The organism is Streptomyces sirii, assembly GCF_045690365.1.
Classification (GTDB): Bacteria; Actinomycetota; Actinomycetes; order Streptomycetales; family Streptomycetaceae; genus Streptomyces; species Streptomyces sirii.
Map to the genome: position 1 here is coordinate 6,227,983 of NZ_CP147982.1, position 26,022 is coordinate 6,254,004.

Annotated in this window: 16 protein-coding genes; 2 read left to right on the forward strand and 14 right to left on the reverse strand. The window is 71.0% G+C overall.

Annotation, left to right across the window (positions count from 1 at the left end):
• The first annotated feature begins 217 nt into the window (after positions 1-217).
• Entirely contained in the window at positions 218-1,243 is a 1,026-nt protein-coding gene (locus WAB15_RS28215) for an ATP-dependent 6-phosphofructokinase (protein WP_393493168.1), read from the forward strand.
• A gap of 105 nt (positions 1,244-1,348) precedes the next feature.
• Here the strand turns inward: WAB15_RS28215 and WAB15_RS28220 are convergent, their stop codons facing one another.
• From WAB15_RS28220 to WAB15_RS28255, 8 genes are all read right to left on the reverse strand, one after another.
• Positions 1,349-3,928: an ABC transporter permease gene (locus tag WAB15_RS28220; RefSeq protein WP_407287946.1), complete on the reverse strand. Its 2,580-nt coding sequence runs from the start codon at positions 3,926-3,928 to the stop codon at positions 1,349-1,351.
• Positions 3,929-4,029: 101 nt separating this feature from the next.
• On the reverse strand, positions 4,030-4,821 hold the full coding sequence (locus WAB15_RS28225) for an ABC transporter ATP-binding protein (RefSeq protein WP_399147024.1): 792 nt from the start codon (positions 4,819-4,821) through the stop codon (positions 4,030-4,032).
• Between the two features lie 198 nt (positions 4,822-5,019).
• Positions 5,020-5,721, reverse strand: coding sequence for a helix-turn-helix domain-containing protein (locus WAB15_RS28230; RefSeq protein WP_407287947.1), 702 nt, complete (start codon positions 5,719-5,721; stop codon positions 5,020-5,022).
• Positions 5,722-5,886: 165 nt separating this feature from the next.
• Complete coding sequence (locus tag WAB15_RS28235) at positions 5,887-6,717, reverse strand: carbohydrate ABC transporter permease (protein ID WP_399147026.1); 831 nt, start codon at positions 6,715-6,717, stop codon at positions 5,887-5,889.
• 3 nt (positions 6,718-6,720) lie between these two features.
• The gene (locus tag WAB15_RS28240; RefSeq protein WP_407287948.1) at positions 6,721-7,638 is read right to left on the reverse strand and encodes a carbohydrate ABC transporter permease; all 918 of its coding nucleotides are present in this window, start codon (positions 7,636-7,638) and stop codon (positions 6,721-6,723) included.
• Complete coding sequence (locus tag WAB15_RS28245; protein ID WP_407287949.1) at positions 7,635-8,996, reverse strand: extracellular solute-binding protein; 1,362 nt, start codon at positions 8,994-8,996, stop codon at positions 7,635-7,637. Before WAB15_RS28245 ends, WAB15_RS28240 begins: the two co-directional genes overlap by 4 nt.
• A 93-nt stretch (positions 8,997-9,089) precedes the next feature.
• Complete coding sequence (locus tag WAB15_RS28250; RefSeq protein ID WP_399147029.1) at positions 9,090-9,779, reverse strand: response regulator; 690 nt, start codon at positions 9,777-9,779, stop codon at positions 9,090-9,092.
• A gap of 37 nt (positions 9,780-9,816) precedes the next feature.
• Positions 9,817-11,490: an ATP-binding protein gene (locus WAB15_RS28255; protein WP_407287950.1), complete on the reverse strand. Its 1,674-nt coding sequence runs from the start codon at positions 11,488-11,490 to the stop codon at positions 9,817-9,819.
• A gap of 142 nt (positions 11,491-11,632) precedes the next feature.
• On the opposite strand from WAB15_RS28255, the gene WAB15_RS28260 reads away from it, so the two are divergent.
• Positions 11,633-13,036 (forward strand): cation:dicarboxylate symporter family transporter, encoded by a 1,404-nt coding sequence (locus tag WAB15_RS28260; RefSeq protein ID WP_407287951.1) that lies wholly within the window; start codon positions 11,633-11,635, stop codon positions 13,034-13,036.
• Positions 13,037-13,112: 76 nt separating this feature from the next.
• Here WAB15_RS28260 and glgB read toward each other — a convergent pair whose 3' ends face one another.
• The 6 genes from glgB to WAB15_RS28290 form a co-directional block, all read right to left on the reverse strand.
• Positions 13,113-15,305: a 1,4-alpha-glucan branching enzyme gene (gene glgB / locus WAB15_RS28265; protein ID WP_407289314.1), complete on the reverse strand. Its 2,193-nt coding sequence runs from the start codon at positions 15,303-15,305 to the stop codon at positions 13,113-13,115.
• Between the two features lie 236 nt (positions 15,306-15,541).
• Positions 15,542-17,023: a maltokinase N-terminal cap-like domain-containing protein gene (locus WAB15_RS28270; RefSeq protein WP_399147032.1), complete on the reverse strand. Its 1,482-nt coding sequence runs from the start codon at positions 17,021-17,023 to the stop codon at positions 15,542-15,544.
• Between the two features lie 326 nt (positions 17,024-17,349).
• Entirely contained in the window at positions 17,350-19,068 is a 1,719-nt protein-coding gene (gene treS / locus WAB15_RS28275; protein ID WP_399147033.1) for a maltose alpha-D-glucosyltransferase, read from the reverse strand.
• The gene (locus WAB15_RS28280) at positions 19,065-21,068 is read right to left on the reverse strand and encodes an alpha-1,4-glucan--maltose-1-phosphate maltosyltransferase (RefSeq protein WP_399147034.1); all 2,004 of its coding nucleotides are present in this window, start codon (positions 21,066-21,068) and stop codon (positions 19,065-19,067) included. The genes treS and WAB15_RS28280 overlap by 4 nt, the downstream gene beginning before the upstream one ends.
• A 678-nt stretch (positions 21,069-21,746) precedes the next feature.
• Complete coding sequence (locus WAB15_RS28285; protein ID WP_407287952.1) at positions 21,747-23,378, reverse strand: M4 family metallopeptidase; 1,632 nt, start codon at positions 23,376-23,378, stop codon at positions 21,747-21,749.
• 287 nt (positions 23,379-23,665) lie between these two features.
• Positions 23,666-25,942: a M4 family metallopeptidase gene (locus WAB15_RS28290; protein ID WP_399147036.1), complete on the reverse strand. Its 2,277-nt coding sequence runs from the start codon at positions 25,940-25,942 to the stop codon at positions 23,666-23,668.
• Between the last annotated feature and the right edge of the window lie 80 nt (positions 25,943-26,022).

Consider the following 26,022-nt stretch of genomic DNA (forward strand, 5'->3'; position numbering starts at 1 on the left):
TTCCGTTGGTCGCAAGGTCAAAATCAGCCGTTATTGTTGGCCAGCCCCTCTTGACAATACCTGCGAGGCTGGCTAGGTCGCTCTTCCAGTTTCCCCTGTGGAGCCCGTGCGGGGACAGTAGGGGGCAGGTGTGCGGGTGCCGCCCGGGCCCGTCGGACCATGAAACAATCGGACCGGGTCAGGGATACCGACGAGCGAGCACAGGAGACACAGCACGATGCGTATCGGAGTCCTCACCGCAGGCGGCGACTGCCCCGGCCTGAACGCTGTGATCCGGTCTGTGGTCCACCGCGCCCTCACCGGCCACGGCGACGAGGTCATCGGATTCGAGGACGGCTTCAAGGGCCTGCTCGACGGCCGCTTCCGCAAGCTCGACCTCGAAGCGGTCAGCGGCATCCTCGCCCGCGGCGGCACCATCCTCGGCTCCTCCCGGCTGGAGCGGGCCCGGCTGCGCGAGGCCTGCGAGGACGCCAAGGACCACTCCAAGGACTACGGCATCGACGTGCTGATCCCGATCGGCGGCGAGGGCACCCTCACCGCCGCCCGGATGCTGTCGGACGCCGGACTGCCGGTCGTCGGGGTGCCCAAGACCATCGACAACGACATCTCCTCCACCGACCGCACCTTCGGCTTCGACACCGCCGTCGGCGTCGCCACCGAGGCGATCGACCGCCTCAAGACCACCGCCGAGTCGCACCAGCGCGTGATGGTCGTCGAGGTGATGGGCCGGCACGCGGGCTGGATCGCGCTGGAGTCCGGCATGGCCGGCGGCGCCCACGGCATCTGCCTGCCGGAGCGCGGGTTCGACGTCAACGACCTGGTCACGATGGTCGAGGAGCGGTTCGCGCGGGGCAAGAAGTTCGCCGTGATCTGCGTCGCCGAGGGCGCGCACCCGGCCCCCGGCACGATGGACTACAAGAAGGGCGCCATCGACCAGTACGGCCACGAGCGGTTCTCCGGCATCGGCACCGCGCTCGCCCACGAACTGGAGAAGCGCCTCGGCAAGGAGGCCCGCCCGGTCATCCTCGGCCACGTCCAGCGCGGCGGCACCCCCACCGCCTACGACCGGGTGCTCGCCACCCGCTTCGGCTGGCACGCCGTCGAGGCCGCGCACCGCGGCGACTACGGCAAGATGACCGCGCTGCGCGGCACCGACATCACGATGGTGCCGCTGGCCGAGGCGGTCACCGAGCTCAAGACCGTGCCCGGGTCGCGGATGGACGAGGCCGAGTCGGTCTTCTGAGGCTGGTTCGGTGGTTCGGGGCCGCGCCCCGGTACCGCTGGCGCAACGACGGCGGCGCGCCTCCCCTCGACCGAGGGAAGGCGCGCCGCCGTTGCGCGTGGGGCCTCAATGCGCCCCGATCGCCTCCAGCATGTTCAGCCGGGCCGCCCGGCGGGCCGGCCACACCGCGGCCAGCACGCCCACGACCAGCGCGATCAGCAGGAAGAGGCCGAGTCGGCCCCAGGGGAGCACCATCTCGTACGTCGGGAACGACGAGCCGACCAGGCTGCCGCCGGCCCAGGCCAGGAAGATCCCCACGCCCATGCCGAGCACCGCGCCGAACAGCGAGATGACCACCGACTCCAGCCGCACCATCTGCTTGATGCCGCTGCGCGCCAGGCCGATCGCCCGCAGCATCCCGATCTCCCGGGTCCGCTCGAAGACCGACATCGCCAGGGTGTTGACGACACCGACCACCGCGATGATGACGGCCATGCCCAGCAGCCCGTAGACCATGTTCACGACGGTGTCGATCTGGCCGGCGTTCTCCTTGCGCAGGTCGTCGCGGCTCTGGACCTTCAGCAGCGGGCTGTCGCCGAGCGCGTGCCGGATGTCCTTGACCAGCGCGGGGGAGCCGCCGTCGGCCGTCTTCACCAGCAGCCGCTCGTTCTTGACCCGGGTCGTATGCGGGTCGACCAGCGAGACGTCGGCGAAGGCCTCGCCCAGCGCCTCGTTCTCCTTGTAGGCGGCGGCGACCTTCAGCTTGGTCTTCTTCTTCTCGTCGAAGCTGACGGTCACCGTGTCGCCGACGTGCCAGCCGTGCTCCTTGAGGCCCTTGTCGGAGACGGCGATCCCGCCGGCCCGGACGGCGTCCAGCGAGCCCTGGGTGAAGGTCAGCCGGGTGACCTTGTCGATCTGGGTGAGGTCGGTGCCGCGAAGGTAGCCGAAGCCGCCGTCGCCGGGGGAGTCGCCGGTGCTGAAGCCCGCGCCGCGCAGCGGGGCCATCGCCGTGACGCCCGGGACGTGCGCCACCTTCTTCGACAGCGCGGGGTCCATACCGACGTAGGTCGAGGTGGTGACCTGGTAGTCGGCGCTCACCCCGTTGGCGGCCATCTTGTCCATGCCCAGCTGGGCGGAGTGCCCCACGACCGTCATCCCGGTGATCAGGGTGAGCCCGATCATGAGCGCGGAGCCGGTCGCCGCCGTACGGCGCGGATTGCGCAGCGCGTTCTCCTTGGCCAGCTTGCCGCCGATCCCGAACAGCCGGATGGTGACCAGGCCGGCCAGCGAGACCAGCGGACGGGACAGCAGCGGCGCCAGGATGATCACGCCGACCAGCGTCAGCGCCGAGCCCAGCATGGCGACCGGCAGATCGTCACCGGACTTCAGGGTGGAGACATAGAGCATCACCGCGACGCCCAGCCCGGTGATCACCGCGCCGATGCTGTTGCGCAGGACCAGGCTGCGCATCGCCGGCGCCGCCTCGACGCTGCTCAGCGCCTCCACCGGCGCGATCTTCGCCGCCTTGCGGGACGGCAGCCAGGCGGCCAGTACGGTCACCACGACGCCCACCGCCAGCGCGGCGCCCACCGTCGACGGGCTGATGACGACCGGTCCGTCCGGGAAGCCCGCGCCGTTGGCGTTCAGCACCGCCCGCAGCCCCTCCGCGATCCCGAGGCCGAGTCCGAAGCCGACGACCGAGGAGATCAGGCCGAGCAGCGCCGCCTCGGCGAGCACCGAGCGCACCACCTGCCGGCGCGAGGCGCCGACCGCGCGCAGCAGCGCGATCTCGCGGCTGCGCTGGGAGATCAGCATGGTGAAGGTGTTGGCGATGATGAACACCCCGACGAACAGGGCGATACCGGCGAAGGTCAGCAGCGTCTGGCTCAGCGCGCTGTTCTGCTGGGCGATCATCCGGGACTGCTCGGCGGCCAGGGCGGAGCCGCTGGTCGCCTCGGCGCGGTCCTTGGGCAGCACCTCGCGGACCTTCGCGGTCAGCGCCCGCTCGTCGGTGCCCGGGGCGGCGGCCACGATCAGCTCGTCGAACTGGCCGGGGTGCAGATACAGCCGCTGTGCGGTGGCGGTGTCGAACAGCGCCAGGCTGCCGCCCGCGGTCACCTGCGGATCGTCGCTGGCCACGATGCCGACCAGCTTCTTCTTCAGCACCGGGCCGTCGGTGGCGAAGCGCACGGTGTCGCCGAGCTTGACGCCTGCCGCCTTCGCGGTGCTCTCGGCAAGCGCGATCTCGCCGCCGTTGGCCGGGCCGCGGCCCTGGAGGAGCGGATAGCGGGCGTCCTTGCCGTCCTTGCCCGGCTGGTAGTTGGCGGCGCGGTTCTGCCAGCCGTTGCCGACGGGCTGGTCGTCGGGGCCGGCGAGGGTCGCCTCGCCGGTGACGTTCGCGCGTACGGAGGCGACGCCCGGCAGTGTGCGGATGCGGTCCGCGAGCTTGTCGTCGAGGGCGGTGGCCCGCTTGCCGTCCTTGCCCGCGTCGACGACGTCGGGTGCCTCGGGGTCGCTGTTGGTGGCCTGGACGGAGACGGCCACGTCCTTGAGGTTCTTGGCGGAGGCGTTCTTGACGGCCTCGGCGACGCTGTCGCTGAAGATGAGGGTGCCGGCGACGAAGGCGACGCCCAGCAGCACCGCCAGCGCGGTCATCATCAATCGGGCTTTGTGCGCAAGGACGTTGCGCAGGGCAGTACGGAGCATGGTGGTGGTGTCAGTCCTGGGTCCGGTTCTCGGGATGAAGGGCCGCGCCCGGGGCACGGCGGGGGGCGCGCGGCGCCCGTGTCGGCTCGTTCGGCCCTCGGCTAGCTCGTCCGACCCTTGGCGTCGAACAGCCGCATCCGGTCGAGGACGGCGTCCGCGGTCGGCTCGTGGAGCTCCTCGACGATCCGGCCGTCCGCGAGGAAGACCACCCGGTCCGCGTAGCCGGCCGCGACCGGGTCGTGGGTGACCATCACCACCGTCTGGTCCATCGCCCGCACCGACTCCCGCAGGAAGCCCAGCACCTCCGCGCCGGAGCGGGAGTCGAGGTTGCCGGTCGGCTCGTCCGCGAAGATGATCTCCGGCTGGGCGGCCAGTGCTCGGGCTACCGCGACGCGCTGCTGCTGGCCGCCGGAGAGCTGCGCCGGGCGGTGGGCCAGGCGCCCGGACAGACCGACGGTCTCGATGACGGCGCTGAGCCACTCCCGGTCGGGCTTGCGGCCCGCGATGTCCATCGGCAGCGTGATGTTCTCCAGCGCGGAGAGCGTCGGCAGCAGGTTGAACGCCTGGAATATGAAGCCGATCTTGTCCCGGCGCAGCCGCGTCAGCTGCTTGTCGTTGAGGGACGCCAGCTCCACGTCGCCGATCCGGGCGGAGCCGGCGGAGATCGCGTCCAGGCCCGCCATGCAGTGCATCAGCGTCGACTTGCCGGAGCCGGACGGGCCCATGATCGCGGTGAACCGGGCCTTGCCGAACTCGACCGAGACGGAGTCCAGTGCCACGACACGGGTCTCCCCCTGGCCGTAGACCTTGCTCAGATCCGTCGCGCGGGCGGCGACGCCGGCGGTGCCGCGGGTGGACGTGGGGAAGCCGGGAACGGCTGCCGCGTGGGACACGGGTACTCCTGGGAAGGGGACGGAAGATTCGACCGTCCCATTCTTTCTGCGCAGGTCAGCGCCTACCTCAGCCGCGAGGACCGAAAGTCGCACCGGCCGGAGGTGCCATCACCGCCCCCGGCGTAGTTCTCTGGGGGGACGCCTCTCCGCCCTGGGGCCGACGGGATCCGTCGGGGATGCCCCGGATCCCCGGGGCCGCTACCGGCCGACCCGCTTCCAGAACTCGCCCAGGATGCCGTCCACAAAAGCGTGCCCCGCCTGCCCGGACTCCTCGGTGCCGTCCCCGCCGCCCCAGTTGAGCGTAGCCGTCATCGCCGCCTGATAGTCGGCGTGCAGCTCCTGAAGGACGTCCTGGATTTCCTCTTTGGGGAGGGTGGTGAGCTTGCCGACCGGCCGGACGTAGGCCTGCCAGCGGGTGGTGACGGCGCTGGTCAGCAGCTCGGTCAGCTTCTCGGCGCGGCCGGTGAAGCGGAGCAGCGCGGGCAGCGGCAGCTGGAGCGTCCGGGCGAGCGCCGCGGCCTGCCGGTCGTTGCCGCGCCAGGTCCCGCCGGCCTCCAGCCGCTCGTACGCGGTCTGGTCCATGCCGATGGCCAGCGCCAGGCCGTCCGGGGACAGGCCGTGCGCGAGGCGGTACTCGCGCAGGGTGCCCGGCGCGCCGAGCAGATCGCCGGGCGCGCACCACAGGGCGCCGGCCAGCGCGGTCAGCTCCGCCTCGGTGGGGGCGGCCTCCCCCCATTCCCAGGACGCCACCGTCGCGGGCGATATCTGTATTCCGAACGCGGCCCAAATTCCGTAGGCGACATGGGCGGGGGTCATGCCGAGGTTCTCGCGGAAGCGGCGGGCGGCCTCGGCATTGAAGGGAGGCCTGCGCGGCTCCGCGGCGTGCGTGTTCACCGGCACACGGTAAGTGACGGCATGGCTGTGCACCTATGGTGCGGACAGCCAAGGTTGAATGTCGTAGGAAGCTACCAAGTGGTCGGGTTTACCCGTCCGGTAGGAAACGCTTTTCCGGTATCGGGCCGCTCACCAGCGCCATCGAGACCACGAATGCTTCACCGGCCTTCACTAGCCCTTCACCGCCCCGCCGAGTGCGAAACCGCCGCCCAATCGCCGCGAAATAAGGATGTACAGCAGGACGACCGGTGTCGAGTAAAGGATCGAAAATGCCGCGAGTTCACCGAAGGCAATGGCGCCGTAATTACCGAAGAAATTGAAGATGCTCACCGAGGCGGGCAGTTGCTCCGGGGAGAGCAGCAGCATGAACGGCACGAAGAAATTGCCCCACATCATGATGAAGGTGTAGATCGCGACGACGCCGAGACCGGGCCCCATGAGCGGCAGGATCACCCGCAGCAGCGTCTGCGGCCAGGAGGCGCCGTCCGTCCACGCCGCCTCCTCCAGGGCCTTCGGGACCCCGTCCATGAAGTTCTTCATCAGCCAGATGGCGAACGGGAGTTGGGTGGCGGCCAGGAACAGTGCGGTGCCGTAGCGGGTGTCGATCAGGTCGACCTGCACGAACAGCCCGTAGACCGGAACCATCACCGCGGTGATCGGCAGACAGGTCGCGAACAGGATCGTCAGCAGGTACGGGCGGGCGAAGCGCGAGCGGTAGCGGGACAGCGGATAGGCCGCCAGCGCCGCGCAGGCCACCGTGAGCAGCGTGGCGCCGCCGCAGATCAGCAGGCTGTTGAGCATCGGAGTGAAGGTGATCTCGTCGGTCAGCACCGCCGAGAAGTTCGCCGTCGTCGGGGACCTGGGAAGCCGCACCCGCAGCGTCGCCTCCGCGTCCAGCGACGACAGCACCAGCCAGACCAGCGGTACGGCGAACGCCACCGCCGCGCACAGCGCTCCGGCGTCGGCGGCGATCCGATGGCGGACCCGGCGGGGAAGCGGCACGGCTCAGACCTCCTCGCGCAGCAGGCGCAGATAGACCACCGAGAACAACGCGCCCACCAGCAGCAACAGCAGTGCCACCGCGGTGCCGTAGCCGATCAGCGACTTCATGAACGCCTGGTCGTACATGAACACCGGCAGCGTCTGGCTGCGGCCTCCCGGACCGCCCCGCGTCATCGCCCAGATGAGGCCGAAGACGGAGAGCGTCTGCAGGGTGTTGAGCATCAGATTGGTGCCGATGGAGCGGCGGATCATCGGCAGCGTGATGTGCCACAGCCGCCGCAGCCCGCCCGCGCCGTCGACCTCGGCGGACTCGGTGACCTCCCGCGGGATCCCGGAGAGCGCCGCGGAGTAGATCAGCATCGAGAACGCCGTACCGCGCCAGACGTTGGCGAACGACACGGCGAGGACGGGCAGCGTGAACAGCCAGTTCTGGGTGGGCAGATGGAGCCACTCCAGCAGGGCGTTGAGGGTGCCGCGCCGCTCGAAGAAGGTGTAGAGCAGGAAGCCCGCGACGATCTCCGGGAGCACCCAGGCGGTGATCACCATCGCGCCGGTCAGTGACCGTACGGGCCGCGAGGCGCGCCGCAGCAGGCCGGCCAGCGCCAGCCCGAGGGTGTTCTGCCCGAGGATCGAGGAGAGCACGGTGAAGACCAGGGTGAGTACCACCGCGTTGCGGAACGCCGGATCGCCCAGCGCGTGCGCGAAATTGGCCGCCCCGACGAAGGACGCCGACTCCTGGCCGGTCAGCTGGGTGTCGGTGAAGGCGATCCAGACGCAGTAGCCGATCGGGCCGGCGAGGAAGAGCAGCAGCAGGACGGTGGCGGGGACGAGCGGGGACCAGCGCAGCAGTCGGCCGCGCACCGGGGTGGCACGAGGCGTACGGGCGGCGGCCGTGGCCCGCGCGGCGGCGCCGGCCGTCATGGCTTGGCGACCGTCCGGTCGTCCACGATGGACCTCAGCGCCTGGTCGTAGTCCTCGGCGGCCTTCTCCGGCGAGGAGTCGTCGGCGGTGACCGCCTCCATCGCCTCACCGATCGCCGCGGCGACCTTGGGGTAGGCGGGCAGCGCCGGCCGGTACCGGCTGATCTCGACCAGACCGGTGAAGAAGCCGATGCCGGGTACGGACTTCAGATACCGCGGATCGGCCGCGACGTCCTTGCGGACCGCGATCTGCGCGCCCCGTACGCACCACTCCAGCGCGTTGGCCCTCGACTGGAAGGTTTTGATCAACTTCCAGGCCAGCTCCGGCTGCTGGGACTTCTGCGGCACCGACCAGGTCCAGCCGCCGGCCAGACTGACCTTGCCGGGCGGGGCGCCGTGCTGGGTGGGGAACGGCGCCTGGCCCAGTGTCGTCGACCACTCGGGCCAGGGGTTGCCGCCGGTCTTCTGCCACTGCTGGGCCAGCCAGGAGCCGTCGAGGTCGATCGCGAGCTTCTCCTCGGGCAGCAGCTCGGCGGCCACGTTCGTCTGGATGTTGGGGCTGAGGGCGTCGGAGACCTCGGGCCCGAGCCCCTCCTTGTAGACCGTGTCGATGAAGGCCAGGCTGTCCTTGAAGCCCTTGGTGCCGGTGACCCACTTCTTGCTCGCCGGGTCGTAGAGCTGGTGCTCGCCGGTGCCGTACAGCAGCATCTCGAAGCCCTGCATCACGGCGGCCTCGCCCGCGCCCTTGCCGGTGAAGACGTTCAGCGGGATGACCCCGGGGACCTCGCGCTTGACGGTCCGGGCGGCGTCCAGCACCTCGGCCCAGTTCCTCGGCCGCCAGTCGGCGGGCAGGCCGGCCCGCTTGAAGATCTTCTTGTTGAACCACAGTCCGCGGGTGTCCGTACCGTCCGGGACGCCGTAGGTCCTGCCGTCCTGGCCCCTGGCCGCGGCCTTCGCGGCCGGCTGGAACTGCCGCCAGTCGTCCCAGCCGTCGAGGTAGCCGTCCAGCGGCCGCAACAGCCCCGCCTTGATATCGGAGTTGACCAGGAAGGTGTCCTCGTAGACCAGGTCCGGGGCGGTCCTCGGGGAGCGCATCATCTGCTGGATCTTGGCGTAGTAGTCGTTCTCCGACGCCTGGATCGGGATGAGCCGGACCTTCTTGCCGGGGTTGTCCTTCTCGAACTGCCGGGCCACCAGGTGGATGTAGTCGTCCCGGACGGTGACCTTGGCGTTGGTGTCCTTGATGAAGGCGACCTTGACGGTGTCGCCGTCGCTCCCGGACCCGCCGCCGCAGGCGGTGAGCGTACCGGCGGCCACGACGGCGGCGGCGAGCAGGATCAGCGGGGCGGTGGGGCGCACGGCACGACCTCCAGCGACGAACCACGGTCAACGGCGACGGTCAACTGGCCACGGTGTACTGCCAGCTGAAAGTAAGTCACCGATCACAGCGGGTCAATGGCCCGACCAGCGATAGCGCAATTCGGGACGGCCGACCTGGCCGTACTGCGGGGCGCGGGCGGCCCGGCCGCTCTCCACGAGGTGTTCGAGGTAGCGGCGCGCGGTGATCCGGGAGATGCCCACGTCGGCGGCCGCCTCGGTCGCCGTCAGCCCGCCGCCGGAGGCGCGCAGCACATCGGTGACCGCCCGCAGGGTGGCCGCGGTCAGGCCCTTGGGCAGCGCGGCCGGGCGCGGTGCGCGCAGCGCGGCGATCGCCCGGTCCACCTCGTCCTGGCCGCTGGCCTCGCCGGTCGTGGCGCGGAACTCGGCGTAGCGGGTGAGCCGGTCGCGCAGCGTGGAGAAGGTGAACGGCTTGAGCACGTACTGCACCACGCCCAGCGAGACGCCCTCGCGCACCATGGCCAGATCGCGGGCCGAGGTGACGGCGATGATGTCGGCGGTGTGCCCGGCCGCCCGCAGCGTACGCACCAGCTGCAGACCGTGGCCGTCGGGCAGGTACAGGTCGAGCAACAGCAGATCGACGGCGTGCTGGTCGAGGTGGCGGCGGGCGTCGACCATGGAGTGCACGGTGCCCGAGACGGTGAAGCCGGGCACCCGCCCCACGTACAGGGCGTGCGCGGCGGCGGCCACCGGGTCGTCCTCGACGACCAGGACCCGGATGTCGGAGGGGCTCACCGGGCACATCCTCTCGCGGCCGGGCGGCCTTCACCCGTCGGTTCGCTCATGCCGTCGCCTCCGTCCGCAGCGGCAGCCGTACGGTGAACCGCGCGCCGCCCTCCGGTGCGCGGTCCAGCGCGATGGTGCCGCTATTGCGCCGTACCGCCTGCTGGACCAGGGCCAGTCCCAGGCCGTGGCCGTGCCCGGGGCCCCGGTCGGGCGCGGGGGCCGGCTGCTTGGTGGTCCAGCCGCGCCGGAAGATCTCCTCGGTGTCGTCCTCGGCCACCCCCGGCCCGTTGTCCGCCACCGTCAGCAGCAGCTCGCCGCCGGTCGCCCGCGCGGTGACCCGCACCCGCGGCGGCGCGGCGGCGCCGTGCCCCCGTGTCGGGGCGGCGGCGTCGATGGCGTTGTCGAGGAGATTGCCCAACACCGTCACCAGATCGCGGGCCGGCAGGCCGGGCGGCAGCAGCCCGTCGTCGATCCGGCTGTCGGGCGTCAGCGCCAGCTCGACGCCCCGCTCGTTGGCCTGCGCCGCCTTGCCGAGCAGCAGCGCGGCGAGCACCGGCTCGGCGACCGCGCCGACGACCTGGTCGGTCAGCGCCTGTGCCAGCTCCAGTTCCGCGGTGGCGAACTCCACGGCCTCCTCGGCCCGCCCCAACTCGATCAGCGAGACCACCGCGTGCAGCCGGTTGGCCGCCTCGTGCGCCTGGGAGCGCAGCGCCTCGGCGAAGCCGCGTACCGAGTCCAACTCGCCCGACAGCGCCTGGAGTTCGGTGTGATCGCGCAGGGTCACCACGCTGCCGCGCTGCTCGCCGCCGGAGACCGGGGAGGAGTTGACCACCAGCACCCGCTCGCCGGTCAGGTGCAGCTCGTCGACCCGCGGGCCGGGCGAGTGCAGCGCCTCGGTCAGCGGCTCCGGCAGCCCCAGCTCGGTGACCGGCCGGCCCACCGCGTCGCCCGGCAGCCCGAGCAGCTCCCGTCCGCCGTCATTGATCAGGGCGACCCTGCGCTGCCCGTCGAGCATCAGCAGCCCCTCGCGTACGGCGTGCAGCGCGGCCTGGTGGTAGTCGTGCATCCGGCTCAGCTCCCGGGCGTTCATCCCGTGCGTGTGCCGCCGCAGGCGGGCGTTGATCACATACGTGCCCGCACCGCCGAGCGCCAGCGCCGCGGCCGCCACCCCGACCAGCGCCAGGACCTGGTCGCGCAGCTGCTCGCTGATCGTCTCGATGGTGATCCCCGAGCTGACCAGCGCGGTGATCCGGCCGCCGCGGCGCGGGTCGTGCACCGGCGCGACGACCCGGACGGACGGCCCGAGCACGCCCATGTGCGTCTCGGGGAAGATCTTGCCGCGCAGCGCCGGGCCGGTGTGCCCCAGGTACTTCCCCCCGATCGCGGACGGCTCCGGATGGGTCCAGCGGGTGCCGTCCGGCGCCATCACCACCACGAAGTCGACGCCGGCGTCGCGCCGCAGCCGCTCGGCGTACGGCTGGAGCGCCGCGGTGGGGTCCTTGGTGCGGGCCGCCGCGACGACGGCCGGGGAGTCGGCGACGGCGGTGGCCGCCGCGGTCGCCTGCCGCCGCGCGGTCTCCTCCGCCTGCCGGCCGGCGCTGACGTACGCGAAGACGGCGCAGCCCACGACGACCGCCGCCACCAGCACGACCTGCATCGCGAAGAGCTGCCCGGCGAGGCTGCGGGGGCCGCGCAGCCGGCGGGGCGGCCGGGGTCGGGGGAGTCGCATACAGAACAGTCTGCCGGGTCACTTTCGCGTGAACGAAATGCACGTAAGGGTGACGGGCGCCACACGGGCGTGCATAGTCGCCGGGACTTGTTGTGCGCCGGAGCCGCAGACCGGGCGCAGAGCCGTAGACGAGGAGACAGCCGTGGCTGCACAGACCCCGCCGTCCGGGGGCACCACCGAGGACAGAGCGCCGGCCAAGCGGGACCGGACCCATTTCCTCTACATCGCCGTCATCGGGGCGGTGCTGCTCGGCATCATCGTGGGCTTCGCCGCGCCCGGTGTGGCCGTCCAGCTCAAGCCGCTCGGCACCGGCTTCGTGAACCTGATCAAGATGATGATCTCGCCGGTGATCTTCTGCACCATCGTGCTGGGCGTCGGCTCGGTGCGTAAGGCCGCCAAGGTCGGCGCGGTGGGCGGACTGGCCCTCGGCTACTTCATGGTGATGTCCACCGTGGCGCTCGCCATCGGCCTGGTCGTCGGCAACATCCTGGAGCCCGGTTCCGGGCTGCATCTGACCGAGACCGTGCGGCACGCGGGCCATGCCCAGACCGAGGGCGGCGGCGAGTCGCTCCCCGAGTTCCTGCTCGGCATGATCCCCAAGACGATGGTCTCCGCCTTCACCCAGGGCGAGGTGCTCCAGACGCTGCTGGTGGCGCTGCTGGTCGGCTTCGCCCTGCAGGCGCTGGGCTCGGCGGGCGAGCCGGTGCTGCGCGGTGTCGGGCACGTCCAGAAGCTGGTCTTCCGGGTGCTGGCCATGATCATGTGGGTGGCGCCGGTGGGTGCCTTCGGCGCCATCGCGGCGGTGGTCGGTGAGACCGGCCTGGACGCGCTGAAGTCGCTGGCCATCATCATGGTCGGCTTCTACGTCACCTGTCTGCTCTTCGTGCTCGTGGTGCTCGGCACGCTGCTCCGGCTGGTCGCCGGGATCAACATCTTCATCCTGCTGAAGTACCTCGCCCGCGAGTTCCTGCTGATCCTGTCCACCTCCTCCTCGGAGTCCGCGCTGCCCCGCCTCATCGCCAAGATGGAGCACCTGGGCGTCAGCAAGCCGGTGGTCGGCATCACCGTCCCGACCGGCTACAGCTTCAACCTCGACGGCACCGCCATCTACCTGACGATGTCCTCGCTGTTCGTGGCCGAGGCGATGGGCAAGCCGCTCTCGCTCGGCCAGCAGATCTCGCTGCTGGTCTTCATGATCATCGCGTCGAAGGGTGCGGCCGGTGTCACCGGCGCGGGCCTGGCCACGCTCGCCGGCGGCCTGCAGTCGCACCGCCCCGAACTGGTCGACGGCGTCGGCCTGATCGTCGGCATCGACCGCTTCATGAGCGAGGCGCGCGCCCTGACCAACTTCGCGGGCAACGCGGTGGCCACCGTCCTGGTCGGCACCTGGACCAAGGAGATCGACAAGGCCAGGGCGGCCGAGGTGCTGGCCGGCCGGATCCCGTTCGACGAGAAGACGCTGGTCGACGACGCGCACGCCGAGCCGCCCGCCCCGCGGATCGTCGAACCGCGCGACGGCGACACGAAGGAGTCCGCCAAGGTCTGAGCCACACCACGCAGGAGGGGAGAGGGGGCGGGCGCCGCACAGGGCGCCCGCCCCTTCGCGGTCCGTGGTGCGGCGCTCAGGCCGGGGCGAACCAGATCGTCGCCAGTGGGGGGAGGACGGTCGTGAGGGAGGAGTCGCGGCCGTTCCAGGGGGTGGGGTCGGTCTTGAGGAGGTCGGGGTTGGCGACGCCGCTGCCGCCGTAGCGCGGGTCGTCGGTGTTGAGGATCTCGCGCCAGGCGGGGATGTCGTCGGGGACCCCGAGCCGGTAGGCGTGGCGCACGACGGGGGAGAAGTTGCTGACCGAGATCAGGGGGGAGCCGTCGGCGGCGAAGCGCAGGAAGGAGAAGACGTTGTCCTCGCCGGCGTCGCCGTCGATCCAGCGGAAGCCGGCCGGATCGGTGTCGCGTTCCCACAGGGCGGGGGCGGCGGCGTACCGGCTGTTGAGGTCGCGGACGAGATCGCGAACGCCCCGATGGTCCGGCTCCGCCTCATAGGACGGGTCGAGCAGCCACCAGTCCGGGCCGTGGCTCTCCGCCCACTCCGCACCCTGGGCGAACTCCTGCCCCATGAAGAGGAGTTGCTTGCCCGGGTGAGCCCACATGAAGCCGAGGTAGGCCCGGTGGTTGGCGCGCTGCTGCCACCAGTCGCCGGGCATCTTCGACACCAGCGCCCGCTTGCCGTGCACGACCTCGTCATGGGAGATCGGCAGCACATAGTTCTCGGAGTAGGCGTAGATCATGGAGAAGGTCATCTCGCCGTGGTGGTACTTGCGGTGCACCGGCTCCTTGGAGACATAGCCGAGCGAGTCGTGCATCCAGCCCATGTTCCACTTCAGGCCGAAGCCCAGACCGCCGAAGCCGCCGGGCCCGACGAGGTGCGTGGCGCGGGTGACGCCGTCCCAGGCCGTGGACTCCTCGGCGATGGTGACGACGCCGGGGCAGCGGCGGTAGACCGTCGCGTTCATCTCCTGGAGGAAGGCCACCGCGTCGAGGTCCTCGCGGCCGCCGTGGACGTTGGGCGTCCAGCCGCCGTCCTCGCGCGAGTAGTCGAGGTAGAGCATCGAGGCCACGGCGTCCACCCGCAGCCCGTCGATATGGAACTCCTCGCACCAGTACACGGCGTTGGCGACCAGGAAGTTGCGGACCTCGGTGCGGCCGTAGTCGAACTCCAGGGTGCCCCAGTCCGGGTGCGCGGCCCGGGCGGGGTCCTGGTGCTCGTAGAGCGGGCGGCCGTCGAACTCCGCCAGCGCCCAGTCGTCGCGCGGGAAGTGCGCCGGCACCCAGTCCATCAGGACGCCGATCCCGGCCCGGTGCAGCGCGTCGATCAGGAACCGGAAGTCGTCGGGGGTGCCCATCCGGGCGGTCGGCGCGTAGAACCCGGTCACCTGATAGCCCCAGGAGCCGCCGAAGGGGTGCTCGGCCACCGGCATGAACTCGACGTGGGTGAAGCCCAAGTCCTTGATGTACACCGGGAGTTGGGCGGCGAGCTGGCGGTAGGTGAGGCCGGGGCGCCAGGAGGGCAGATGGACCTCGTAGACGGAGAACGGCGCCTGGTGCACCGGCCGCCTGCCGCGCCCGGCCATCCACTCGGCGTCCTGCCAGCGGAAGTGCGACTCGTCCACCACCGAGGCGGTGGCGGGCGGGCACTCGGTCCGCCGGGCCATCGGGTCGGCGCGCACGGTCCGGGAGCCGTCCGGCCGGGTGATCTCGAACTTGTACAGCTCGCCGGCGCCGATGCCGGGCAGGAAGAGCTCCCAGATACCGGACGAGCCCAGCGACCGCATCGGGCTGGCGGTGCCGTCCCAGTAGTTGAAGTCGCCGACGACCCGGACGCCCCGGGCGTTGGGCGCCCAGAGGGTGAAGCGGGTGCCGGTCGCGCCCTGGTGGTCCATGGTCCGCGCGCCGAGCGCCTGCCACAGCTGCTCATGCCGGCCCTCGCCGAACAGGTGCAGGTCCAGCTCGCCGAGCGCGGGCAGAAAGCGGTAGGGGTCGCGGACGGTCAGGGTGTGTTCGCCGTAGTCGACCAGCAGCTCGTACTCCGGGGCGGTGCGCAGCGGCAGCACTCCGGCGAACAGTCCGTCGCCCTCGGAGGGCAGCTCGGCGCGCAGACCCTTCGCCACGACGGTGACGCGCCGGGCGTGCGGCCGCAGGGCGCGGACGAGCAGCCCGCCGCGTACGGGGTGCGCGCCGAGCAGCGCGTGCGGGTCGTGGTGCGCGCCGCCCAGCAGCCGGGCGCGGTCCTCCTCGGTCAGCGGGGCGGCGGGCCGCACCCCGTGCGTGCCGGCCGGCGGCTTCGTACCGGCGCGGGAGCGGGTGGCGGACCCGGTGGCCGCGGCCTGTTCGGCGCGCGCGGGGGCGGAAGGGGTACGGCCGGACGGCGGCGGTCCGGTGGCGGGGGACGGACGGGCGGTCACGAGTGGGCCTCCTCGGGGGCGGGAAGTCGGCGATGCGGGGGGCAGGGCGGAGCCGGTCCCGCCGGGGTGGTGGCGGGCGACGGGCGGGCGGATCACGGCGAGTCGTACGGGTGGGCCCCCACGGCCGGCTCCCCGCCCGCCGCCAGCCGTCGGACGGCGGCCATCGGGACGGCCAGCCAGTCGGGCCGGTGGCGGGCCTCGTAGAGCACCTCGTAGACGGCCTTGTCGGTCTCGTAGGCGCGCATCAGTTCGGGCGCGGAGCGCGGATCGAGCCCGCCGGCCTCGGCGTAGCCCCGGCAGAAGGCGGCGCGGGTGCGCCGCGCCCACTCCAGCGACCAGGGGTCCCCGCCGGCCGGCCCGCCGCGCGCCGCGTAGTCGAAGGAGCGCAGCATCGCCGCGACATCGCGCACCGCCGGCTGCGGCCGCCGCCGCTCGGCCAGCGGGCGGGCCGGTTCGCCCTCGAAGTCGATCAGCGACCAGCGGCCCTCGTCGGCGGAGCGCAGGGTCTGCCCCAGGTGCAGATCGCCGTGGATGCGCTGGGCGGCCCAGCCGCGGCCGTCCCGGCCCAGCGCCGTCAGCGCGTCGAAGGCGGTGCGCAGCTGGGTGCGGTAGGGCTGGAGCACCGGCACGGCGCGGGCGGTGGCCTCCAGCCGCTCGATCATCTGGGTGGCGATCGCCTCCAGCTGCGGGCGGTGCAGCTCGGTGGTCGGCAGCGTCTGGGCGAGCGCGGTGTGCACCTCCGCGGTGGCGTGCCCGAGCGCCCGCGCCGAGCCGGTGAAGTCGGCGCGTACGGCCAGCGCGCCCCGGGCCAGCTGCCAGCCGTCCGCCGACCCCGGCAGGAACGGCTGGAGCACGCCCAGCGTCGTCGCCTCGCCGCTCTCGTCGGCGGCCGCCGACTCGAACCACGCGGCGGGCGCCGGCACCCGCGCGCACTTGGCGTCCGCCAGCGCCCGCGGCAGCTCCAGATCCGGGTTGACGCCCGGCTCGATCCGCCGGAAGACCTTCAGGATGAACGAATCGCCAAAGACGATGGAGGAGTTGGACTGCTCGACGGCGATCGGCCGGGCCGGCAGCCCCGAGGGGATGTCCACCCGCGGCTCACGGCAGAACCGCAGCCCGCCGAGCCGCCCCGGTACCCGCAGCCGCTCCAGCAGCAGCCCGCACAGCCGGTTGTCCAGCAGCGCGTCGTAGACCGTACGGCCGCGCAGCGGGCCGCCCCCCGGCCGGCCGATCACCGCCGGTGCCAGCTGCGGAGCCGGCGCCGGATGCACCCCCAGCAGCAGCTGGTAGCAGTCGCCGCCGGCCGGTGTGCGGCTCGGCGGGGCGCTCTGCTGGGCGCGCACCAGCAGCTGCAGCAGCCCCGGAGTGGTGCCCGCGCCGGTGCACGGCAGCAGCTCGGTGGCCGAGAGCAGCGTGAAGCCGGTCAGCGGCCGCCCCTTGCCGGCGAACCAGCGTTGGTGCGGTACCCACTCGGCGAGCAGCGGGACCAGCGAGGACAGCAGGTCGGGGGCGGTCACGAGCGGGCGGCGGTCAGGGGTGTCACGGGTGGCACGGGTCGGGGCGGTGTCCGACATGGCGTCGCGTCCTTTCCCCGGGCACACGACAGGTAGGGCAAAGTGTCCCGGAATGCGGCCTTCACTATGCGGTGGCGCGGTGGCGGTACCCCCGTACGGAGGTGGTGCGGGTCCCCCCGAAGGGAGCGGCTTCGGGAGTGTCTTCGGCGTGCGCGCTTCCGCCGTGCGGCGGTCACCCTCCCGAGCCGGGGGGACCGGCGATGGTTCACCCGGCCGTGCGGTAGTAGGGAGACTGCCCGAGCGAAAGGTCGAAAAACGCCCGTACGCGCCATGCGGCCGCGTACGGGCGGGATGCTCGGCGCCCGTGCCCGGTCAGGGCCCCGGGGCTAGGCGGAGTTCTTGCGCAGCCGGAACCAGTAGAAGCCGTGGCCCGCCAGCGTCAGCAGGTACGGCAGCTCCCCGATGGCGGGGAAGCGGACGCCGCCGATGAGCTCCACCGGGTGCCGGCCGCTGAACGAGCGCAGGTCCAGCTCCGTCGGCTGGGCGAACCGCGAGAAGTTGTGCACGCACAGCACCAGGTCGTCGTCCGCGCCGTCGGTGCCCGGCGACTCCCGAAGGAAGGCCAGCACCGCCGGATTGGTGGAGGACAGCTCGGTGTAGCTGCCGAGCCCGAACGCCGGGTTCTGCTTGCGGATCTCGATCATCCGGCGGGTCCAGTGCAGCAGCGAGGAGGGGGAACTCATCGCCGCCTCGACATTGGTGACCTGGTAGCCGTAGACCGGGTCCATGATGGTCGGCAGGAAGAGCCGGCCCGGGTCGCAGGAGGAGAATCCGGCGTTGCGGTCGGGCGTCCACTGCATCGGGGTGCGCACCGCGTCGCGGTCGCCGAGCCAGATGTTGTCGCCCATGCCGATCTCGTCGCCGTAGTAGAGGATCGGCGAGCCCGGCAGCGACAGCAGCAGGGCGGTGAAGAGCTCGATCTGGTTGCGGTCGTTGTCGAGCAGCGGGGCCAGCCGCCGGCGGATGCCGATGTTGGCGCGCATCCGCGGGTCCTTGGCGTACTCCGCGTACATGTAGTCGCGCTCTTCGTCCGTGACCATTTCGAGGGTCAGCTCGTCGTGGTTGCGCAGGAAGACGCCCCACTGGCAGCCGGACGGGATCGCCGGGGTCTTGGCGAGGATCTCCGAGACCGGGTAGCGCGATTCGCGGCGCACCGCCATGAAGATGCGCGGCATGACCGGGAAGTGGAAGGCCATATGGCACTCGTCGCCGCCGACGGCGTAGTCGCCGAAGTAGTCGACGACGTCCTCCGGCCACTGGTTGGCCTCGGCCAGCAGTACGGTGTCGGGGTAGTGCGCGTCGATCTCGGCCCGGACCCGCTTGAGGAAGGCGTGCGAGGCGGGCAGGTTCTCGCAGTTGGTGCCCTCCTCCGCGTAGAGGTACGGCACCGCGTCCAGCCGGAAGCCGTCGATGCCCAGATCCAGCCAGAACCGCAGGGCGGAGATCATCTCCTCCTGGACCGCCGGGTTCTCGTAGTTGAGGTCCGGCTGGTGGGAGAAGAACCGGTGCCAGTAGTACTGCTTGCGGACCGGGTCGAAGGTCCAGTTGGAGGCCTCGGTGTCGACGAAGATGATCCGTGCGTCGGCGTACTGCTTGTCGTCGTCCGCCCAGACGTAGTAGTCGCCGTACGGGCCTTCCGGGTCGGTGCGCGACTCCTGGAACCACGGGTGCTGATCGCTGGTGTGGTTCATCACCATGTCGATGATGACCCGCATTCCGCGGTGGTGCGCGGCGTCCACGAACTCCACGAAGTCCGCCAGATCGCCGAACTCGGGGAGCACCGCGGTGTAGTCGGCGACGTCGTAACCGCCGTCCCGCAGAGGCGACTTGAAGAACGGCGGGAGCCAGAGACAGTCCACCCCCAGCCACTGCAGATAGTCGAGCTTGGCGGTGAGGCCCTTGAGGTCGCCGATGCCGTCGCCGTTGCTGTCCTGGAACGAGCGCACCAGGACCTCGTAGAAGACGGCCCGTTTGAACCAGTCGGGATCGCGGTCCTTCGCCGGGGTGTCCTCGAACGTGTCGGGGACTGGCTCATTGACGATCAATTGGGTGACCCTCCGATCGGTGAGGACGGTCGCAGCGACAGCACATGGGCGGGCGCCAGTGAGCGGCCCGGCTCCAGGCGCACATAGTTGTCCCTGCCCCAGTGGTAGGTATCGCCGGTGAGCTCGTCGCGCACCGGGAAGGACTCGTGCCCGCCGAGGCCGAGTTCCGGCATGTCCAACGACACCGTCGCCTCGTGGGTGTGGTGCGGGTCGAGGTTGACCACCGTGAGCACCGTGTCGGACCCCTCGCCGTGCCCGGCGCGCTTGGAGAACGCCAGCACGGCCTCGTTGTCGACCTGGTGGAAGCGCAGATCGCGCAGCTGCTGCAGGGCAGGGTGCCGGCGGCGGATGCGGTTGAGGGCGGTGATCAGCGGGGCGATGGTGCGCCCCTGCTTCGCCGCCGCATCCCAGTCGCGCGGCCTGAGTTGGTACTTCTCCGAGTCGAGGTACTCCTCGCTGCCGGGGCGTACCGGCGTCGACTCGCAGAGCTCGTATCCGGCGTAGACGCCCCAGGTGGGGGACAGGGTGGCGGCCAGCACGGCACGGATCTCGAAGGCGGGGCGACCGCCTTCCTGGAGGTAGGCGTTGAGGATGTCCGGGGTGTTCACGAAGAAGTTCGGCCGCAGATAGGCGGCGGACTCGCCGGACAGCTCGGTGAGGTAGTCGGTCAGCTCCTGCTTGGTGTTGCGCCAGGTGAAGTACGTGTAGGACTGCTGGAAGCCGACCTGGGCGAGGGTGTGCAGCATGGCCGGGCGGGTGAACGCCTCGGCGAGGAAGAGCACGTCCGGGTCGGTGCGGTTGATCTCGCCGATCACCCTCTCCCAGAACGCCACGGGCTTGGTGTGCGGGTTGTCCACCCGGAAGATCCGTACGCCCTTGGCCATCCAGAAGCGCAGCAGCCGCTGGGTCTCGCGGACGATCCCGCGGAAGTCGGTGTCGAAGGCGACGGGGTAGATGTCCTGGTACTTCTTCGGCGGGTTCTCGGCGTAGGCGATCGAGCCGTCCGCGCGGTGGTGGAACCACTGCGGGTGCAGGGTGACCCAGGGGTGGTCGGGGGAGCACTGCAGCGCGAAGTCCAGTGCCACCTCCATCCGCAGGTCGCGGGCGGTCCGCACGAAGTACTCGAAGTCCTCGAACGTGCCCAGGTCCGGGTGGAGGGCGTCATGGCCGCCGGCCGCCGAGCCGATGGCCCAGGGGGAACCGACGTCGTCCGGGCCGGCCGACAGGGCGTTGTTGGGACCCTTGCGGAAGGCGGTGCCGATGGGGTGGACGGGCGGGAGATAGACCACGTCGAAGCCCATCGCGGCGACGGCCGGCAGCCGCTCGGCGGCGGTGCGCAGGGTGCCGCTGACGGCCGTGCCGCTCGGTGTGACGACGGCGCCCTCGGAGCGCGGGAAGAGCTCGTACCACGAGCCGTACAGGGCCCGCCGGCGCTCGACGACCAGCGGCATCGGGCGCGAGACGGTGAGCAGTTCGCGCAGCGGATGGCGGTCCAGTGCCTCGACGACCTCGGGGGCGAGCGCCGTGGTGAGACGGGTGGCGGCGGGCCGGCCCCGGTCGCGCAGCGCGTCCACGGCGGCCAGTACCGCCTCCCGGCCGTCACTCTTGGGGACGTCGACGGCCGCCCGCTCGTGCAGTTCGGCGCCCTCGGCGAGCACCAGCTCGGTGTCGATGCCCGCCGGGATCTTGATCGAGGCGTGTGTGCGCCAGGTGGCCAGCGGGTCGGACCAGGCCTCGACGGTGAAGGTCCAGCGGCCCTCGATGTCCGGGGTGACCTCGGTACTCCACCGGTCGGTGCCGGGCGCCCGCTCCCGCATCGGGTTCCAGGGGCCGCAGCGGCCGGCGGGGTTGCGCAGCACCACATTGGCCGCGACCGCGTCATGGCCTTCTCGGAAGACCGTGGCCGAAACCTCGAAGGTCTCGCCCACCACGGCCTTCGCCGGGCGGCGGCCGCAATCGATCTGCGGGCGGATGTCCAGAACAGGGATGCGACCGATCATGGGCTCACCTGGGCTTGTTATGCTTTGCGGGGTTTTGTCCTTTGTATCCGTTCCACGGCGGGGGGACCGGGCGTGGGCAGGTGCGCTCCAGCCCGCTTTCACTCGGCTGGCGGATGGCACGGCCGGCCGGGGGCCACTCGGTGAGCCTTCCCTCGGGCGGGGAGGCGGAAAGCCGGTGGAATGTGAACTACCGGTTCGTAACCACGGGGCTGCCGTGGCCCGGCGGACGCGCGCCCGCCCGCTCGCGGGCGGCTGCGCAGGGGCGCTGACACGGTCGGCGCTCGCCTCCTCAACTCGGTGTGATCACAGCGGAGTTGCGGTGTGCGGATGTCCGGTGTCGCGCCAGCCTCCCCCTAGGAGGGAGTACGTACAAGAGCGCATGAGGGGGTGGAATCGGCCATATCGGCGGACTCGGGGGTAGCAAAGTGCCGGGGCGGACGGAGGGGGCAGTCAAATCCCAGCGGGAGGAGGGGAGTTAGGGGTGGCGGCCGTCGCCCCGGTTGCGTCTGGGCCCCGATGGCGGCCGGGCCCCGGCGGTCGGCTCCCGGGGGTCGCTGCCCGGAACCCGCCGCCCGTGCCGGCGCACGCGAAGGCGGTGCCCGGAGAGACTCCGGGCACCGCCCTGTTCTTCCGGGGTCACCTCACCCCGGGACGATCATCGCCGGTCGGCGTATCGCGTCACTTGACGGCGACACCGGTCCAGGCGGCCTCGACACCCTTGACCTCGGGGCTGCCGGCCTTGTACAGGTCGGTGGCGGCCTTGACGGTCGCCTCGCGGGCGGCCTTGTAGTCCGTGTTCGAGGTCATGTACTCGGTCAGGGCCTTGAACCAGATCTTCTCGGCCTTGTCCCGGCCGATGCCCTCGACCTTCTTGCCGTCCGCCGTCGGGCTGTCGTACTTGACGCCACCGATCTCCTTCGGGCCGCTGCCCTCGGACAGCAGGTAGAAGAAGTGGTTGGCGACACCCGAGGAGTAGTGCGGGTCGAGACCACCGGTGTTGGAGTCCCAGTTGTCCTGCGACTGGCCGTCCTTGCTGGGCTTGTCCATGTAGCGCAGCGGCGAGCCGTCACCGTTGATGTCGATCTTCTCGCCGATGAGGTAGTCGCCCGGGTCCTTGTCGTTCTTGGCGTAGAACTCGACCGAGGTGCCGAAGATGTCCGAGGTGCCCTCGTTGAGGCCGCCGGACTCACCGCTGTAGGTGAGGTTGGCGGTCGCGGAGGTGACACCGTGCGACATCTCGTGGGCCGCGACGTCGATGGCGGTGAGCGGCTTCTTGTTGCCCTCGCCGTCGCCGTACGTCATGCAGAAGCAGCTGTCGTCCCAGAAGGCGTTGACGTAGCTGTCGCCGTAGTGGACGCGCGAGGAGGCACCCTTGCCGTCGCCCTTGATGCCGGCGCGGCCGTGCACGGTCTTGTAGTAGTCCCAGGTCTCGGCCGCGCCGTAGTGCGCGTCGACGGCCGCGGTCTGCGGGTCGTCGGGCTTGCCGGTGCCCCAGGCGTCGTCGTCGTCCGTGAACGGCTTGCCCTCGCCGTTCTCGCTGTTACCCAGGTTGGTGGTCTTGTGACCGCCACGCTCGTCGTCGGTCAGCGTGAACTTGCCGCCGTCCTTCTTGGTGCCCAGCTCGACGCTGCCGCTGTACTCGCTCTCGCCCTTGCCGGTGTGGATCTCGTCGTACTGGAACAGCTTCTTGCCGCTGTTGGCGTCGGTGATGACGTGCATCCGGCTGGGCGTGCCGTCCTTCTGGACGCCCTTGACGATGGTGTCGTAGGCGAGGACGGGGGTGCCGGAGGCGGCCCAGACGACCTTCTTCGGGGTCTGCGCGTCGGCCTTCTTGGCGGCGAGCGACTTGGCCGCGGTGCCCTGCGCCGACGTCGCGGCGGCCTGCGGGGCGATCTTCGCCGTGGTGGAGGCGACCTTGATGGTCTTGTCCGTCGACTTGGTGGTCGACTTGACCGCGCCGCCCTTGGCGGTGTGCACGATCAAGTCGCCGCCCAGGACCGGCAGTCCGGCGTAGGTGCGGTCGTAGCGGGTGTGCGTGGTGCCGTCGGCGTCCTTGATGACGTCCTTGACGACCAGCTTCTCCTGCGAGCCCAGGCCCAGGGCCTGGGCGGTCTGCGCCTTGGTGGCGCTCGCGTCGCGCAGCAGCTCCGCGCGGTGCGAGGCGCTGAGCTGGAGGGGAGAGGCGTCCTTCTTGGCGACCGGGGCCGGCGAGGCGCCGGCGGTGCCGACGGTGATGCCGGCGGCCAGCAGGGCGGCCGCCGCGAGGGCGCCACCGGTCACACGGGTCTTACGAGATATGTGGGGGGTCACGCGTGCTCCTTCAACTTTGCCAAGTGGTGGGGGTGCAAAGCGATGCGGGTGTGACATGCGTCGGGAAGACTGCCATTCGAACGCGTGCATGTCAGGAGTTTGTTCATAGGTTGGCTGAAAATCGTTCGTAGAGAGGTGATCGCTGTTCGCATAACGGAATCGGGCGCCGCCCCCGGAGATCCGGGGACGACGCCCAATGTGCCTACATGGAAGGCGAGTTGTGGATCGGCGTGAAGCGCCTGCCCGCCTATGTCATACCAAGATGACGCCTGAGTGCCGTGGCGAGGTCAGAACGTCAGCTTCCAGCCGTTGATGTAACCCGTGTCCTGTGAGTAGACGTCCTGGACCCGCAGCTTCCAGGTGCCGCTCGCGGCCTTCGAGGAGGCGTTGACGGTGTACGTCGTCTTCACGTCGGCCGCGGAGTCGAACGCGCTGGAGTTCTTCAGCCGGTAGGCCGTGCCGTCCGGGGCGATCAGGTCGATGACCAGGTCACCGCGGTAGGTGTGGACGATGTCCACGCCGACCTTCAGCGTGCTCGGCGCGTTGCCGCTGCGGCTGACGGTGACCGGCGAGGTGACCGCCGCGCCCGCGTCCGGGATCGACACGTCGTCGGCGTTCTCGAAGACGTTGCCGCCGCCGACCGGGTTGACCGTCCAGGTGAAGGACGTCGTACCGGTCTTCTTCGCGGCGTCGGTGACCGTCACCGTCACACTGCCGGTGCCGGCCGTGGTCGGCGTACCGGAGATCAGACCGGTGTTCGCGTCGATCGACAGCCCGGCGGGCAGCCCGCTCGCCGCGTACGACAGCGCGCCGGCCGTCCCGCTGGTGGCCTTGATCTGCAGGCTCGCCGCCTGGCCCACGGTGCTGGTCTGGTTGCCGGGGTTGGTGACGCTCACCGCGCCGTCCGGGACGCGGGCGCCGACGTTGACCGCCGCCCAGGTGTTGGCCACGGTGTTGTACGACGCGCTGCCCTGGCCGAAGAGGTCCGCCGCCGCCTTCAGGGTGGCGGTGCGGGCGCCCGCGTAGTTGGTGTTGGCGCTCATGTACTGGCTGAGCGCCTTGAACCACACCTTCTCGGCGTTGGCCCGGCCGATGCCCGGGACCGGCAGGTTGTCGAAGGTCGGGCTGTCGTAGTGGACGCCGCCGATGTCCTTCGGGCCGCTGCCCTCGGACAGCAGGTAGAAGAAGTGGTTGGCGACGCCGGAGGAGTAGTGCACGTCCTTGTTGCCGACGTTGCTCGACCAGTAGTCGGCCGAGGCGCCGTCCTTGCTGGGCTTGTCCATGTAGCGCAGCGGGGAGCCGTCGCCGTTGATGTCGATCTTCTCGCCGATGAGGTAGTCACCGGGGTCGGAGGTGTTGTTGGCGTAGAACTCCACCGCCGTGCCGAAGATGTCGGAGGTCGCCTCGTTGAGGCCGCCGGACTCACCGCTGTAGGTGAGGTTGGCGGTGGCGGAGGTGACACCGTGCGACATCTCGTGGCCGGCCACGTCGATCGACGTCAGCGGGTGGCTGTTGCCGCTGCCGTCGCCGTAGGTCATGCAGAAGCAGCCGTCGTCCCAGAAGGCGTTGACGTAGCTGTTGCCGTAGTGGACGCGGGAGTAGGCGCCCACGCCGTCGCCCTTGATGCCGCTGCGGCCGTGCACGTTCTTGTAGTAGTCCCAGGTCACCTGCGCGCCGTAGGCCGCGTCGACACCCGCCGTCTGGGCGTTCTGCGGCGTGCCGTCGCCCCAGGTGTCGTCGGCGTCGGTGAACAGCGAACCGGTGCCCGACGAACCGTGGTTGAGGTTGTACGTCTTGTGGTTGCCGCGGGTGGGGTCGGTCAGCGAGAAGTTCGGCGCCGAGCCGGACGTCCCGATGGTGACCTTGCCGCTGTACTCGCTGTTGCCGACGCCCTGTTCGATCCCCTGGTACTGGAAGATCCTGGCACCGGTGGTGGCGTCCGTGATGACGTGCAGCTCGTTGGGCGTGCCGTCGTCCTGCAGCCCGCCGACCACGGTCTCGTAGGCCAGGACCGGCTTGCCGTCGGCGACCCAGACCACCTTGCGCGGCGCCTTGGCGGCCACGGTCTTCTTCGAGCCCAGGGCCCGCGCCGAGGTGACGGCCTTCGCCTCGGCGGCGGCCGGCTCGATCTTCGCGGTGGTGCCCGCGACCTTGAGCTGCGAGCGGACGGCCTTGGTGACGCCCTGGAGCGTGCCGCCCTTGCTCGTGTGCACCACGAGGTCGCCGCCGAGCACCGGCAGCTTGTCGTAGGTGCGCTCGTAGCGGGTGTGCACGGTGCCGTCGGCGTCCTTCGAGACGTCCTTGACGACCAGGCGCTCCTTCGCGCCGAGCTTCAGCTGCCGCGCGGTCTGCGCGGTGGTGGCGCCGGCTTCCCGTATCAGCTCCGCACGCTGGGACGGGGACAGCTTGACCGGCAGTGCGCCGGGGTCGGGTACGGCGTGCGCGGTGCCCGGCCGCGGGGCGGCCGCCGTGCCGGTACCGGCCTGTACACCGACGGCCAGCATCGCCGTGACGGCGACGAGCGCGCCGGTCGCGACGGCGCGTCTATGGGGGGTGCGTCTCACACTGACTCCTTCTGCGGTGGCCGCTACGTGACGGTGCGGCCGAGGGGGACCGGGCGGCGAACGGCCGTCCGGGCAGAGCG

Coding starts and splice junctions, on each gene's coding strand:
- WAB15_RS28220 (WP_407287946.1), bottom strand. CDS start 3,928: ATGCTCCGTACTGCCCTGCGCAACGTCCTTGCGCACAAAGCCCGATTG.
- WAB15_RS28215 (WP_393493168.1), top strand. CDS start 218: ATGCGTATCGGAGTCCTCACCGCAGGCGGCGACTGCCCCGGCCTGAAC.
- WAB15_RS28270 (WP_399147032.1), bottom strand. CDS start 17,023: ATGTCGGACACCGCCCCGACCCGTGCCACCCGTGACACCCCTGACCGC.
- WAB15_RS28240 (WP_407287948.1), bottom strand. CDS start 7,638: ATGACGGCCGGCGCCGCCGCGCGGGCCACGGCCGCCGCCCGTACGCCT.
- WAB15_RS28255 (WP_407287950.1), bottom strand. CDS start 11,490: ATGCGACTCCCCCGACCCCGGCCGCCCCGCCGGCTGCGCGGCCCCCGC.
- WAB15_RS28280 (WP_399147034.1), bottom strand. CDS start 21,068: ATGATCGGTCGCATCCCTGTTCTGGACATCCGCCCGCAGATCGATTGC.
- WAB15_RS28250 (WP_399147029.1), bottom strand. CDS start 9,779: ATGTGCCCGGTGAGCCCCTCCGACATCCGGGTCCTGGTCGTCGAGGAC.